Genomic DNA, 14,009 nt, shown 5'->3' with positions numbered 1-14,009 from the left:
GCATGCCCAGCGTCAGGGCAAGGTCGGATTCGTGGGCGGCCGGATCGGCCTCGGCCAGCGGTCGGTGAATGCGTGCGCGGACACAACGTCATGAAGGGGTACTGGGGCCGCCCGGAGGCCACCGCCGAGACGGTGAAGGACGGCTGGCTGTACACGGGTGACCTGGCCCGCGTCGACGAGGACGGCTACTACTCCATCGTCGACCGCAAGAAGGACCTCGTGATCCGCGGCGGCTACAACGTCTGCCCCCGGGAGATCGAGGAGGTCCTGTACGAGCACCCGGCCGTCGCCGAGGCCGCCGTGATTGACTGCCCGACGACGTGCTCGGCGAGGAGGTCGGCGCCGCGGTCGCGCTGCGCCCCGGCGCCGACGCGACCCCCGCGGAGCTGCGGGAGTTCGTGCGCGGCCAGGTCGCCGCGTACAAGTACCCCCGGGTGGTCTGGATCCTCGACGCGCTGCCCAAGGGCGCCACGGGCAAGATCCTCAAGCGGGAGATCGCGGCCACCCGTCCCTGACGTCCCGGCACGCCGAAGGACCGCACACACCGAACGGCCCGACACCCCCCTGGGGAGTGCCGGGCCCTTCCTCTCGGTTACGGGCTACCGCGCGCCGGCGCCGGTCCGGATCAGCAGGTGCCGGCCGGGCGGTCGCGCATCACCAGGTCGGTGGAGCCGGTGGTGCCGTCCAGCCAGACCACCCGCTTGCCGGTGTCGGCGGCGGCGTAGACCTGGTCGCCGCGGTTACAGGAGACCCGCTTCACGCCGCCCTTGCCGTCGGGCGCCACCTGGTACAGCTTGGGCAGGGTGGCGTTGTCCCAGGACGTGGCCGGCGGCAGCGAGGTGAGGGTGACGGCGTCGTCGGAGGCGGTCAGGGAGTAGCCGTAGACCGGGGCCTCGATGGCCTCGGGCAGGACGGTGACGGGGTTCGAGCCGTCGACGCCGGCCCGCTCCAGGGAGGCCTTGCCGCCGTCCGTGATGTCGGCGTCCCGCAGCCAGAAGACGCCGTCGTCGGTGATCGCTGTCTGGCCGATTCCCATCGTCTTGGTGGTGTCACCGGGCATCAGCGTGGTGGTGCCGGTCGCGATGTCGAAGACCTCGGCGCCCAGGTGGTAGCCGTCGGGCTGCGACCACACCTTGGCGTAGGCGATCTTACCGTCGCGGACGGAGGGCAGGGCGGTGGCACGGTCGGCGCGGCCCTGGTCGACGGCGGTCCTGACGCCCGTCTTCATGTCGAAGTGCACGACGTGCTCCAGGCCGAACCGCGGGTCGAAGTCGGTGAAGACGATGTCGTCGCCGTCGACCGCGAGGGAGGCGGCGCTGATGCCGGCGTGGGCGACGGTCCTGACCACGCCGCCGGAGACCGCGCGGGCCTTGATGGCGATGGACGTGGAACCGTACTCCGCCCAGACGACGGTCTCTCCGTCGGTGTCGGCGTACACCTGGTAGTTGCCGGTGTTCCCGCTGACCAGTTCCGGGGTTCCCTTGCCGTCGGTGCGGCCGATCCACACCGAGTAGGGCTCCTCGCCGGAGGCGTTGGAGCGGGAGACGGCGTACGTGCCGTTTCCGGCGCCGACACCGGTGCCGGCGATGTTGACGCCGGTCATCAGCGTCTTCGTGTCGACGCCGAGGTTCCGCTCCCAGCCCTCGACGACGCCATGGTCGTCGAACGCCTCGCTGACGGTCGCCAGTTGGCCCTTCGTCGCGCCCAGCTCCCGCGCGGCGGCGAGGACTGCCTCACGGCCGTCGGTGAAGCCGTCGAGCGGGGTCATGTAGGCCGACAGGGCGCGGTAGACGATCTTGTCGGCGAAGTCGTCGTCCAGGTTCTGCCGGATTTCCCACAACGCACCGGAGAAGATGGTGGAGTTGAGGTGGACGCCGCCGTTGTCGCCGCGGTAGGTGACGCCGATGAAGTCGTCCTGGGTGGTCACGCCGTCGTCGAGGTCGCGCAGCGCGCAGTCGCGGGGCGCCATGGTGGTGCACAGGTCCTCGCCGAGGAGGGCCGTGTCGGGGTCGTCCATGGAGAGGCCGTTGGCCTCGACGTCGATGGCGTTGCCGAAGTAGTCGGCGATCGCCTCGTTCATGGCGCCGGACTGGCCGACGTACACGAGGTTCGCGGTGTGCTCGATGACGCCGTGGGTCATCTCGTGGCCGACGACGTCGGTGTCGGCGGAGAAGGTGCGGTAGTCGCCGCCACCCTGGCCGTACACCATCTTGGCGCCGTCCCAGAAGGCGTTGTTGAAGGGGCGGCCGTTGCTGACCACGCCGACGAGGGAGTTGACGAAGCCGGCCTTGCCGTCGAGGCCGTCCGGCCGAACTTCGAGAAGTAGAAGTCGTACACCTTCCCGGCCCCCCAATGGGCGTCGACGGCTCCCGAGTTCGTGAAGTCCTCGCCCAGGTCGGCCGTGGCGGAGTGGAAGGTCTGGATGCCGCTGGGCCAGCGGCCCGAAGCGGCGGAGGCCTCGCGGCCGCGGGCGTCGTAGGTGGACAGCAGGACGCCGCTGAAGGGGCTGGAGGCGGGCCGCTTGCTGTAGTCGATCATCTGGTCCGCCGCGCCGGGTGCGGTGGTGGTCCACGCAGGTCGTCGCCGCCCTGGGCGGCAATCTGTCGGCCGTACGTCAGAGCCGCATACGCGAGGTCACGGGAACCGAGCACGTTGGCGGCCATGCCCGCGGTCTGGAAGGTGTCGATCAGGACTCCGGCGGCGGCCTCTCGCTCGGCCGTGCCCGAGGCGTCGAACCTGGCTCGCGCCTCGGGGAGCAGTCGGCCCAGGAGGGTGCCGAGCTCGGTGTACCGGCCTCCCCAGTAGGCATCGTCCGCACGACGGACGACGGCACGGAGCTCTTCGACGGTGCCCGGCTCGACTTCGGCGGGGATGCCGATGGCGGCGTCGTGGGTGGCTGCGGAGACCATGCGCAGCGCGGCCCGCTCGTCGCGGTCCACGGACCTGCGGGGCGCCTGCCGGCCGAGGAGCACGGCGATGTCCGTACCGAGCGAGTCGGCAATCGAGAGAAGGGACGGAAGCGACGCCGTCCCGCCGCGTTCGAGCTTGCGGACGACGCCGACGGACACGCCGGCGGCCTCCGCTAACTGCTCCTGCGTCATGCCGCCGCGCAGCGCCTTCAAGCGCTCAGAGGTGGTGTACTCCGACCACTGCATGATCCAGAACCCCGCGTGATGGGCCCCACGCGGACAGTACTGGCAAAAACGGCGAGGCCGACAGCCTTTGATCAGAATGCAGTTGGCCTCACGCGGCGACCACCGCCGTGACACCGAGGAGGGCCTCCAGCTCAGCCACGGCCGTGTCTTCATCCGTGACGTGGACGGTGGCGATTCCCAGCTCGGCGGCCGGCGGAAGGTTCACCGCGTGATCGTCCACGAAGACGCACCGCTCGCCCGGCAACCCGATCCGATCCAGGGCGAGTTCGTAGATCGCCGGGTCGGGCTTGGCCATTCCGACCAGCTCGGAGATGACGTGCGCGTCGAACAGGTCACAGATGCCGACGTGTTCGTAAGGATTGAACGGGTCGAGGCCAAAGCTGTTGGACAGCAGAGCGAGCCGGTGACCGGCTTCCCGCGCGGCACGCGCGAGCGCGTCCGGCGGGCCGCCGGCACCCTGGCCCAGGCCCGCCCCATCAGGTTCACCGGATCCACATGCGCACCCAACAGAGCTGCCGTGCCCTCGTTCCACTCGGCCTGCCCGATCTCGCCGATCTCCAGAGCCGCGTACAGACGCCGCCCCTCAGGGTGATCATTGAGAGTGCTGCGCCACGCACCCGGAGCCAGTCCTTCGGACACGCACCAATCACGGTGGACGGCGATAGGGCTCGCGGTGAGCACACCGGCAAAATCGAGGATCAGACCGCGCCTATCGGCGACATCAGTGCTGTGCGGCATCCGGTGATCGTTCCTTCCCTGATAGGTCCTCTCGGCGACGCTACCGCGCACTGACCATGCAGAAGGGCGAAGCCTCCCTGACGATCCTCAGCTGCCGCCTACCTGGGCGAGTCAGTCGTGCGTGGCATCACTCGCTTCCACGGGCGGGTGATTTCCGCAGTGGGGAGAGACGTCCCTCTGCACGTCAGGGCCGCCTTGCCGCAGATTCGGGAAACAGGTCCTGGCCGCCGCTCGCCCCTCACGTGGGCGAATCCGGAGCGGAGACGTATGTGGACGCGGGCGAGCTGGGGCCGGCGTTCCTTGGCTCAGACATTCAGACGCTGGCGCAGGTGGTCTTGCATGGACTCGCATGGATTCCTGGGCACGGGTCCTCGGCGGTGCGCCGTGATCATCAGTGGTTCCACCGACATACGTGGACGGATCTGCTGGTGCCGGTCTCGCTGGATGCAGTGCAGGGGCCCTGGACCTGTCTGACGGCTGGCTACGCTTCCAGGAATTCAAGCGCCCGCGGGACGAACACCTCGTGGTACTGGAAGATCCCGCCGTGTCCGGCGCCGGGGTAGAGGGGTTCGATTTCACCCTTGGGCAGCCGGGCCGCCAGGTCCAGGGTGTTCTCGCTCGGGACCATCCGGTCGCTCTCCCCGTTGGCCACCAGGACCGGTTGGTGGATACGCGACAGATCGGCCGGCGCCTGGAGGCCCCAGCGGTGGATGGCCTTCAGCTGGGCGCGGAACGAGGAGATCGAGATGGCCTTGTCGCGGTCGTCTGTACGCTCCTTCAGCCGGTCGAGGAAGGCGTGGGCCGCCCGCCGGCCGACAGTGGTGTCGGGGAAGAAGAGGTACTGCTTCGGGTCCTTGCGGGTCAGGACGGCTCTGAGGGTGTCCTTGACGGTGAGCCGGGTGACCTTGTCGATGCCGGGGCCTCCGGCGGGGCCCGTGCCCGCGAGGATGACCCTGCGTATGAGCTGGGGTTCCTGCGCCGCGATGACCTGGGCGATGAAGCCGCCCATCGACAGGCCGAGCAGGTCGACCTGCTCGTACCCGAGGGCCCGGACGAACAGCACGGTGTCGAGGGCCATCGCCTCGATGGTGTCGGGCGTGGAGCCGCCGGACGCGCCGACGCCGCGGTTGTCATAGGTGATCACCCGGCGGCGGGCGGCGAGTCCGTCGACGACGCGGGGGTCCCAGTTGTCCAGAACCGCGGACAGGTGGTTGAGGAGGATCAGCGGTACGCCGTCGCCCGGGCCGAGCTCCCGGTAGACGAAGTCCACACCGCGCACGGACACGGAACGGGTCGGCGTGTTCGCGTACGACGTCGGGGTGGGGGTGGGGGAACTGGACGCTGCGCTCATGACCGGGTCCTAGGGGAGTGCGGGGGGCGGGGCGTGGGGGAAGAGTGGGTGTGCGGGGCTTCTCGTGTCGTCCGGTGCCGGTGCCCGGCGTTCGTTCCCGCCCTCACGTCATCGCGACGACGACCTTGCCGGCCTTGGCCCGTCCCTTCTCTACGTATTCCATCGCCTGCAGGGTCTCGTCGAACGGGAAGACACAGTCGACGACGGGGCGGATCATTCCGGCGTCGATGAGGGCGGTGAGTTCGCGCAGCTGGGCGCCACTGGCCTTCATGAATAGGAACGAGTACGTCACGCCCTGACGCTTGGCGCTGCGCCGGGTCCTGAAGCTCAGCGCGCCCATGGCCAGGCGGAGGATCGGGTTCGCGCCGAGTTCGCGGGCGAAGGCGGCGTCGGGCGGGCCCGCGACGCTGATGGCCATTCCGCCGGGCTTGAGGATCCGCAGGGATTTGGCGAGGTTCTCGCCGCCGAGGCTGTCCAGGACGACGTCGTAACCGTCGAGGACGGTCTCGAAGTCCTGGGTGCGGTAGTCGATGACTTCGTCCGCGCCGAGTTCCCTGACCAGGTCGGCCTTGGCGGTGCTCACGGTGGTGGTCACGTGCGCGCCCAGCGCCTTGGCCAGCTGGACGGCGACGGAGCCGAGGCCGCCGGCGCCCGCGTGGATGAGGACCTTCTGGCCCGGCCGTACGCGTGCCCGCTCGACCAGTGCCTGCCATGCGGTGAGGGCGACCAGGGGGAGGGAGGCGGCCTCGGTCATCGTGAGGCCGTCCGGCTTCGGGGCCAGGTCGTCCTGGTGGACGGCGAGGCGTTCGGCGAAGGTGCCGATGCGGTCCTTGTCGGGCCGGGCGTAGACCTCGTCGCCCACCGCGAAGCGGGTGACGGACGGACCGACCCGGACGACCTTCCCGGCGAGGTCGTTGCCCAGGACGAGCGGGAGACGGTAGGACATGAACGCCTTGAAGGCCCCGTCGCGGAGCTTGATGTCCAGCGGGTTGACGCTCGCCGCCCGGATCTCGACCAGGACGTCCTCGGCGCCCACCCGCGGGTCGGGTACCTCGGCGGCACGCATCCCGGCCGGGCCGCCGTACTTCTCGACCAGGAAGGCCTTCATCGTCGTCTCCGTTCCTATTCCCGTCCGTGGGAGCGGCGGGGTCTTCGTTCGTCCCGGGCTTCTCCCAGTACGAGACAGTTTGTGTCGTTTTCTTGGGTGCGGCGCGGGGGTACCGCTCACTCGGCCGGGTCCGTCCTTCAGGCCACCGGCACGGCCGGGGCGGCGACGCGGTCGGTGGCGCCTCCCTGGAGGTGATTCAAGGTGGCGGCGATCCCCTCGTGGGGCGCGCCAAGCGGCACCGCGCTGACCTCGGCCAGGCGGGTGTACTGCTCGTCGGTCAGCCGGACGTCAAGGGCTCCGAGGTAGGTGTCGAGCTGGGCGAGGTTGCGCGGGCCGATGATCGGGACCAGCGTGGCCACCGAGCGGGCGGCGCGCTCGCGCACCCAGGCGACCGCCACCTGGGCGGGCGTCACGCCGGTCTCCTGGGCGATGGCCAGGACGGTGTCGACGACGGCGCTCTTCTGGTCGGTGCTCTCGGTGTGGATGACCGCCCCCAGGTCGGTCAGGCGCCCCTCGGCGGAGCCGCGGTACTTGCCGGTGAGCAGTCCGCCCCCAAGCGGAGACCACAGGGCGGCGCCGAGCCCGAGGCTCTCGGCCATGGGCAGCAGTTCGCGGTCGGCCGTGCGCTCGACGAGGCTGTACTCGTGCTGGATGCCCACGATCGGGGCCCAGTTCCTCAGGTCCGCGAGGGTCACCGCGCGCGAGACGCGCCAGGCGGGGAAGTGGGACAGCGCGGCGTGGTGGATCTTGCCGGCGCTCACCAGGTCGTCGAGTCCGCGCAGGAGCTCCTCCATCGGAGTGAGCTCGTCGGGGAAGTGCACCCACAGCAGGTCGATGTAGTCGGTACCCAGGCGCTTCAGGCTGGCCTCCACCGAGGCGACCATGTTCTTGCGACTGTTGCCCGTCCTGGAGAAGCCCGGCTGTGGCGCGGCCCCGAGGGAGAACTTGGTGGCCAGGACGAAGTGATCGCGGTCGGCGGAGATCAGCTTGCCGGTCAGCTCCTCCGACTCCCCGAACTGGTAGGCGTCCGCGCTGTCGAGGAAGGTGCCGCCCGCCTCGGCAAACCGGTCGAACATGCGGCGCGCCTCTTCCGGCTCGGCGCCGGCGCCCCAGCCGGTGCCGAAGTTCGCCGTGCCGAGCGCGTACTCGGACACGCACAGTCCGGTCCGGTGTCCGAAGGTCGTGCAACGCATCAGGTGTCCTTGCCTCGTGCGGGATCAGGAAGGTCGGAGGCCCGGGCCCGGGGCGCCTCAGGCGGCGCTCGACTGCGGCGTGGCGGCCAGGCTCTGCTTGACGTACCGGCTGGTCTCGTCGGCGAGGATCTCGGGCAGGCCCGTCTCGATGCCGTGCAGGGCCTGGGCCGCGACGTCGGAGGCGGCGACCTTCTGGTCGGCGGGGATGTCGGCGGCCATGTCGGTGTCCATGTAGCCGACGTGCAGAGCCGAGACGGCGATGCCGCGAGGCGCCAGCTCGTCGCGGGTCGCACCGGTCAGCGCCCAGGCGGCGGCCTTGGATGCGGCGTAGGAGCCGAGGCCGGCCGGGTGGAACCAGGACAGGGCGGACAGGACGTTGAGCACGGCGCCGCCGCCGTTGCCCTCGATGACGGGGGCGAAGGCGCGGGTCGCGGCGAGCGGGCCGAAGAAGTTGGTCTCCATCTCCCGGCGCACCTCGTCGGTGTCGCTTCCGATCAGCGTCGCGCCGGTGGAGATGCCCGCGTTGTTGATCAGCAGGGTCGCGTCCGACGCGATGCGGGCGGCCTCACGTATCGACGCCTCGTCTGTCACGTCGAGCCGCAGCGGGATCACGCCCGGCACGTCGACCGTCTCGGGACGGCGGGCCGCTGCGTACACCTTCACGCCGCGCTCCGCGAGCTGGGCGGCCAGGTGTCGTCCGAGGCCCCGGTTGGCTCCGGTGACGACCGCGACCGCGTTGTTCAGTTCCATGCCTGCTCCTCGTCTTCGGCGGGTGTCGTCGGTCTACCCGCACGGTTTAGATTATGTACCCAATCTAAACACGCGACTACGATAGATGCCAGTCGACATCCAAGCGGGAGGGTGATCATGGGCCGCGTATCGCAGGCGCAGGCGGAGGAGAACCGCAGGCGGGTGGTGGACACCGCCTCGCGGCTGTTCCGGGAGCAGGGCACGCAGGTGAGCGTCGCCGACCTGATGAAGGCGGCCGGCCTGACCCACGGCGCCTTCTACAAGCAGTTCGCCTCCAAGGAGGCGCTCGTCGACGAGGCCACCGCCCACGCCTTCGACGAGCTCGCTCGGACCCATACCGCCGGGCTCGAGCAGAACGAAGGGCAGCGCGAGGCCGCCCAGCGGGCGCTGATCGAGGCCTACCTCTCCGTCGAACACCGCGACGACCCGGCGGACGGCTGCCCGGTCGCCGCGCTGGCTACCGACATCGCGCGCGAAGGCGGGGGTCGTGAGGCCCGTCGCGTCTACACCGAGGGGGTGGCCGACTTCGCCGACTTCCTCGGCGGTGACGACCTGGACGGCCTCGTCCGCCTCTGCACCCTGTTCGGTGCGCTGGCCCTGTCCCGGGCCACCAAGGGCTCCCCGCTCTCGGAGGAGATCCTTGCCGCCGCGCACGCAGCCTTGACGGAAACCGGCTGATCAGGGGCGCGGAGCGGGCGCACGTCGGCCGCACTCGTGGGCGACGTAGCGTCCGCGGCACGACGGAGGGCCAGTCGGGTACATCTCGGACGAGATCTCAGACACGGCTCCAGCAGCCCTGCGCCGGCACTACCGCCAGACGACCTGGGCGCCCGCACCCCCAGGAGACCGCCGTGTCCATCACCGCGGAGATCATCGCCCATTCGAACTCCGCCAGCAGTCTGCCCCTGTCCTGCACCACCGGCCCGATCCACCGGCCACTCCAGCCGACCGGGCTCCCACGAACAAGGCCGCTCGCACCCACTCAGGGCAACGCACATCCCCGTGCCACACACACCACGACCCTCCAGCCCCCCCTCACGCACAAGCGCCGTGTCCGGGCGCAGCACGCCACATCGTCCTGGAAGCATCACGTCGAAGCGGATGCACCGGCTCGAATCCTGACCGACCGTGTGAGCCGCATTTCGCCTTCCTGGCCCTGTTTCATGCACACGGTCACGGTGCAGCATCGACCTCTATTGGGAGACCCGCTGGGTGTCCACTGCACTCGACCAGACGGCCACGGGCTCACGCCCTGCCGATTCCTACTTCCTGCGCTTCGAGCCAGGCCGAGCTTGTTGGGATTGATTCGCAACGCCGGGTGCCGCCGCCGGCCGCACGGTCGGCGGCGGGTCACCACTGGGCGACGAGCGGCGTGTCCGCTCCGTGCTCCCGCCAGGCTTCGGTGAGGCGGACGAGGCGGGCGGGGGCGGCGATGCCGCGCACGGTCGCGATCCTGCCGCCCGCGATGTCGAACGTCACGGCGCCGATGACCTGGTCGACGAGGACGAACAGGATGGCGGGGGCGCCGTTGACGACCGCGTAGTGGATGGCCGGTGTGCCACCGGCCAGTCGCCGCTTCGCCGCTGTGGGCTTGAAGCCGGCCCGTACGACAGCGGCGATGCGCTGCGGGGTGTCAAACCGCAGCAGCTTCTCGGCCGTGCCGCCTGCGCCGTCCGAGATCGCGGTCGCGTCGTCGGTGAGCAGCGCCACCAGCCGTTCGGTGCGCCCCGAGGCGGCGGCGGCGAGGAACTCCTCGACGATCCTGCGGGCGGATGCCGGGTCGACCTCGCTGTCGCCGCGGCGCGCGGCGGTGATGCGGCGCCGTGCCCGGTGGAGATGCTGCTGGCTTGCGGATTCGGTGATGTCGAGGATCTCGGCGATCTCGGCGTGACCGTAGGAGAACGCTTCGCGCAGGACGTAGACGGCCCGCTCGAAGGGGGACAGGCGCTCCATGAGCGTCAGCAGGGCCAGGGAGACCGATTCGCGCTGCTCGAACGTGTCGGCCGGGCCGAGCAACGCATCGCCGTCGAGGAGCGGTTCGGGCATCCAGGCGCCTGCGGTGCGTTCGCGGCGGGCCTGTGCCGAGCGGAGCCGGTCCAGGCACAGGTTGGTGACGACCTTGGTCAGCCATGCCTCCGGCACCTTGATCCGCTGCCGGTCCGCGGCCTGCCAGTGCAGGAACGCGTCCTGCACCGCGTCTTCGGCGTCGGTGGCGGAACCCAGCAGCCGGTACGCCAACGAGGCCAGCCGGTTCCGGCTCGCCTCGAACCGGCTGGTGTCGAAGCGATCAATGGCGGTGCTGTCCATGCGGACCACCCTATGTGGTGTGGCGGAAGGCTCGCCTCAGGGCGTTTGCCCTGTGGAGGTGGGGTGTTGCGCGCCAAGTCGGTGGGGGGGAGAGAGGGCGGTCGCGCCGCGAGGGTCGTCGGGTGCGGGGGTCAGACCGTCGCACGCGTGGCCGGCTGTGCGGCCGTTCCTTCGACCGTGCCTTCGGTGGTGGCGGTAGGGCGTCGGCGCAGGTTGCCGGCCAGGCACAGCACCGTACCGAGCGTGAGCCACGTCGCCAGGACGGTGGCGGAGTGCGTGGCACCGTGACCGTCGAAGAACGCGGTGGAGCGCAGCAGTTGACCACCGGCCCCAGGGGGTAGCAGTTGGCCGAGGGCGCCGGACCAGCCGGGCAGCATCTCGGGTGCGGTCGCGGTGCCCGACAGGGGGTTGCCGATGAGCATCATGATGGCGGCGCCGAGGCCGAAGCCGACGTACCCGAGCAGCGACTCGAGACCGAGGATGGTCAGGGCGATGGCCGCGACAGTCAGGGCGATAGCCCCGGTGTTGGCGGCGTACGAGCCGTCCATCGAGCCGAACCAGAACTGCAGGATCGCCGCCACGGCAAGTCCGCCGGTGACGGCGAAAGCGAGCGCTCCGGTGACGCGGCGGACTCCGCCGCGGACGAGCCTGGTCAACAGCAGGGCGGCGAGCAGGCCGCCCATGACCAACGGCAGGGCCCCGGCGGCCAGTCCGGCGCCGCGCGGGTCGTCGGCCGGCAGCGGGACGAGGTCGCGGGCGGCGACCGCGGCGACGGTTCCCGGCGCCTGGCCGAGGCCGGCCGCGATGCCGTTCAGGGTCTGGGCGACGGCGGCGCTTCCGGCGGACGCGGTGATGACCTGGGGGGTGCCGGAGCTGAGGTCGATCGCCCCGTACACCTCACGGTCGCGAATCAGCCGTTCGGCGGCGGCGGTGTCGGCGACCTCGACGACCTCGAAGCCGTCGGGAAGCCGTTGGTCGAGTACGGGCGTGACCTGCTGGACGGCGAGGGCGGGCCCGGCGACGGCGATCGGCACGTCATGCACCGATGAACGTACCGACGGCCAGGCGAAGGCGGTGAGCAGCAGGCTGATGCTCACCGTGAGCAAGGCGACTGCCTTGGCGACGGCCGGCCAGGGGTAGGGCGACGCGCTGACTGGGGGCGCGGCCTGGGTGGACATGTCTTCTCCTTCAGAGGAGGGAGTTCATCGCCGGGTGAGCGGGTTTCCGGCCGCGACGCGGGTCAGTTCTTGCCGGATTGCAGACGTAGCGGAAGCGCTGATGCGGGCTTCTCGACACGGACTGCCAGGACAGGCGGGGGTTGAGGGCCGTCTGCCGGTTGCCACGGCGGATTCACCGGTGATCACGGCGTCGAGTGGCTCAAGATCGTGCAGCGCGGCCTGGCGGCTACGCGACCGCCTTCTCGGCGGCGGATGTCTTCGGCGCGGTGGCCAGGTGGTGCTTGCGCTTGGGCAGGCCGAAGGTCGGGTGCGAGGTGGCCCACAGCGACATCCTGACGATGCCCGCCTTGATCCGGGCGGCCTTCCGGCCGCCCATGTACTTCGGCTTCGCCTGTCCTTCGTCGTCGACCATCTGCAGGATGCCGTCCTGCCGCCCGAGGCTGATGTGGTTGCCCGGGTACTCCAGTTTGGTGTTCGCGATCTTGCCGCCGGTCAGACGTCCGACGATCGCGTCCACCGCCTGCCGGCCGGTGTAGCCGGCCGAGGCGCAGGACATCGGCAGCGGCCGACCGTTGTCGCCGATGACGTAGCCGCTGTCGCCGACGGCGTAGACGTTCGGGTGCGAGACCGACCGCATGGTGCGATCGACCACGATCCGCCCGTTCTCGGTGACCTCGAGCCCGCCGGCCGCGGCGATGGAGCTGACCGCGAACCCGGCCGTCCACACGGTCGCGTCGGCCGCCAGGGCAGTGCCGTCGGCGCACAGCACCCGCGTCGCTTCGACGGATTCGACGCTGGTGTGCTCCAGGACGGTGACGCCCAGCCGGTCGCAGACCTGGCGCAGGTGGCCGCGGGCTCCGGCAGAGAGCGGGGCGCCCAGCTCACCGCGGGCGACCAGCGCCACCGACAGGCCGGACCGGGATTCAGCGATCTCGGTGGCGGTCTCGATGCCGGTCAGCCCGTCGCCGACGACCAGTACATTCACGCCTTCGCCCCGCTTCTCCAGGCTGTCCAGACGCTCACGCAGGCGCAGCGCGGAGGGCCGGGCGGCGACGTCGAAAGCGTGCTCGGCCACGCCGGGGACGCCGCGGTCGTCACCGTGGCTGCCGAGCGCGTAGACAAGCGTGTCGTAACCGAGTTCGCCGCCGCCGTCGGCGTCGGCCACAGCGACGACCTGGCGCTCGGGGTCGACGGCCGTGACACGGGCCAGGCGCAGCCGTATCCCCGTGCCGGCGAAGACGTCGGTGAGCTGGGGAGCGTCGATCTCCTGGCCTGCCGCGAGCTGGTGCAGCCGCAGGCGCTGGACGAAGTCCGGCTCGGCGTTGACCACGGTGACCTCGGTGCCCTCCGGGGACAGTCGACGCGCCAGGGTCCCGGCCGCGTAGGCTCCGGCGTAGCCGGCGCCGAGGACGACGATGCGGTGCTTCATGGTGTTGCTCCTGTCGGTTCGCTTGGCTCTCGGTGACTTGAGCGGGACAGCGCCCCGATTCCTGACAGGTGCTGAATGTGACGTGGGTCACATCCATTTTTGAGTGGTTCGAGCGACCGCAATGTCGGCCCGGGCCGTCAGCGGGTAGACGGTGGCGAGTGACGGCGGGCACGTACGAGCAACTGCCGAACGCTTGGCCACTCCGCGGAGGAGAGATCATCAGGTGGGGATGCCTGAGAACCCATCCCTGCCGCACCGGCCGTAGTGCGGCTCCCCCGGTACACGAAAGCGGACGGGGACGAGATTCTCGGCGGCGGCGCCGATCCCTTCGGTGTTGCCGCGGCCGGCCTTACCTGACTGCCCAAGGAAGAGCACTTCGGTGTCAGGTACGGCGAGCGGCTTGTGGCCCACGCCGGCCTGCTACGGCTGCCTGTCGCGATCGGTGCCGCCGAGACGGAGGTGGTGGGCGTCGGCGGAGTGGCCGTCGCACCCGACGTGCGAGGTCATGGTCTGGCTCGGCTCGTCGTCGCAGCGGCACTCGACCACGCGCGCACGATGGGTCCTCACCATGCGCTCCTGTTCTGCCGGCCTCCCCTCGTGCCGCTGTACCAACGCCTCGGGTGGCATCCGCTCGACCAGCATGTACTCGTCGGACAACCCGAGACCCGCTTGGTGACCATGCCGCTGCGGACCATGGTGACGCCCCTGCGCGACGATGCGCACTGGCCTGCGGAGCCTGTGCGACTCTTCTCCCTCCCGATGTGACGGCCCCCGCATGACCCGAACCGACGCTGGAGCGC

10 protein-coding genes and 4 pseudogenes are annotated in these 14,009 nt (G+C 70.4%); 3 read left to right on the top strand and 11 right to left on the bottom strand.

Features of this window, described 5'->3' with window-relative positions; all coding sequences use genetic code 11:
* Positions 1-60: 60 nt before the first annotated feature.
* A pseudogene (locus SGA01_RS00065) lies at positions 61-515 on the top strand (AMP-binding enzyme); the annotation flags it as partial.
* 110 nt (positions 516-625) lie between these two features.
* Here SGA01_RS00065 and SGA01_RS00060 read toward each other — a convergent pair.
* The 8 genes and pseudogenes from SGA01_RS00060 to SGA01_RS00030 all read right to left on the bottom strand — a co-directional run bounded on the left by SGA01_RS00060 (position 626) and on the right by SGA01_RS00030 (position 8,295).
* Complete coding sequence (locus tag SGA01_RS00060; RefSeq protein WP_255325127.1) at positions 626-2,080, bottom strand: M4 family metallopeptidase; 1,455 nt, start codon at positions 2,078-2,080, stop codon at positions 626-628.
* 99 nt (positions 2,081-2,179) lie between these two features.
* A pseudogene (locus SGA01_RS41645) lies at positions 2,180-2,538 on the bottom strand (M4 family metallopeptidase); the annotation flags it as partial.
* A complete protein-coding gene (locus SGA01_RS00055) occupies positions 2,535-3,155 on the bottom strand; it encodes a helix-turn-helix domain-containing protein (protein WP_229918611.1) in 621 nt (206 codons plus the stop codon). The gene SGA01_RS00055 and the pseudogene SGA01_RS41645, both read right to left, overlap by 4 nt.
* An 88-nt stretch (positions 3,156-3,243) precedes the next feature.
* Positions 3,244-3,893, bottom strand: a pseudogene (locus SGA01_RS00050) (HAD-IA family hydrolase).
* 481 nt (positions 3,894-4,374) lie between these two features.
* Entirely contained in the window at positions 4,375-5,244 is an 870-nt protein-coding gene (locus tag SGA01_RS00045) for an alpha/beta fold hydrolase (protein WP_141292238.1), read from the bottom strand.
* Between the two features lie 103 nt (positions 5,245-5,347).
* Positions 5,348-6,352 (bottom strand): NADP-dependent oxidoreductase, encoded by a 1,005-nt coding sequence (locus SGA01_RS00040; RefSeq protein ID WP_141292237.1) that lies wholly within the window; start codon positions 6,350-6,352, stop codon positions 5,348-5,350.
* A 137-nt stretch (positions 6,353-6,489) separates the two neighbouring features.
* Complete coding sequence (locus SGA01_RS00035) at positions 6,490-7,545, bottom strand: aldo/keto reductase (protein WP_141292236.1); 1,056 nt, start codon at positions 7,543-7,545, stop codon at positions 6,490-6,492.
* A 57-nt stretch (positions 7,546-7,602) separates the two neighbouring features.
* A complete protein-coding gene (locus SGA01_RS00030; RefSeq protein ID WP_141292235.1) occupies positions 7,603-8,295 on the bottom strand; it encodes an SDR family oxidoreductase in 693 nt (230 codons plus the stop codon).
* A 117-nt stretch (positions 8,296-8,412) separates the two neighbouring features.
* On the opposite strand from SGA01_RS00030, the gene SGA01_RS00025 reads away from it, so the two are divergent.
* Entirely contained in the window at positions 8,413-8,973 is a 561-nt protein-coding gene (locus tag SGA01_RS00025; protein ID WP_141292234.1) for a TetR/AcrR family transcriptional regulator, read from the top strand.
* Positions 8,974-9,645: 672 nt separating this feature from the next.
* Here SGA01_RS00025 and SGA01_RS00020 read toward each other — a convergent pair.
* From SGA01_RS00020 to SGA01_RS00010, 3 genes are all read right to left on the bottom strand, one after another.
* The gene (locus SGA01_RS00020) at positions 9,646-10,602 is read right to left on the bottom strand and encodes a sigma-70 family RNA polymerase sigma factor (RefSeq protein WP_174867182.1); all 957 of its coding nucleotides are present in this window, start codon (positions 10,600-10,602) and stop codon (positions 9,646-9,648) included.
* Positions 10,603-10,733: 131 nt separating this feature from the next.
* Positions 10,734-11,780 carry a hypothetical protein gene (locus SGA01_RS00015; RefSeq protein WP_141292232.1) on the bottom strand — a complete coding sequence of 349 codons (1,047 nt, stop codon included), beginning with the start codon at positions 11,778-11,780 and terminating at the stop codon, positions 10,734-10,736.
* Between the two features lie 226 nt (positions 11,781-12,006).
* Positions 12,007-13,209, bottom strand: coding sequence for an NAD(P)/FAD-dependent oxidoreductase (locus SGA01_RS00010; protein WP_141292346.1), 1,203 nt, complete (start codon positions 13,207-13,209; stop codon positions 12,007-12,009).
* 264 nt (positions 13,210-13,473) lie between these two features.
* Here SGA01_RS00010 and SGA01_RS00005 point away from each other — a divergent pair.
* Positions 13,474-13,974 (top strand): annotated as a pseudogene (locus tag SGA01_RS00005) (GNAT family N-acetyltransferase).
* The last annotated feature ends 35 nt before the right edge of the window (positions 13,975-14,009 follow it).

Origin of the sequence: Streptomyces gardneri (assembly GCF_006539185.1) — a bacterium.
Classification (GTDB): domain Bacteria; phylum Actinomycetota; class Actinomycetes; order Streptomycetales; family Streptomycetaceae; genus Streptomyces; species Streptomyces gardneri.
This window is presented reverse-complemented; position numbering and strand designations above follow the sequence as displayed.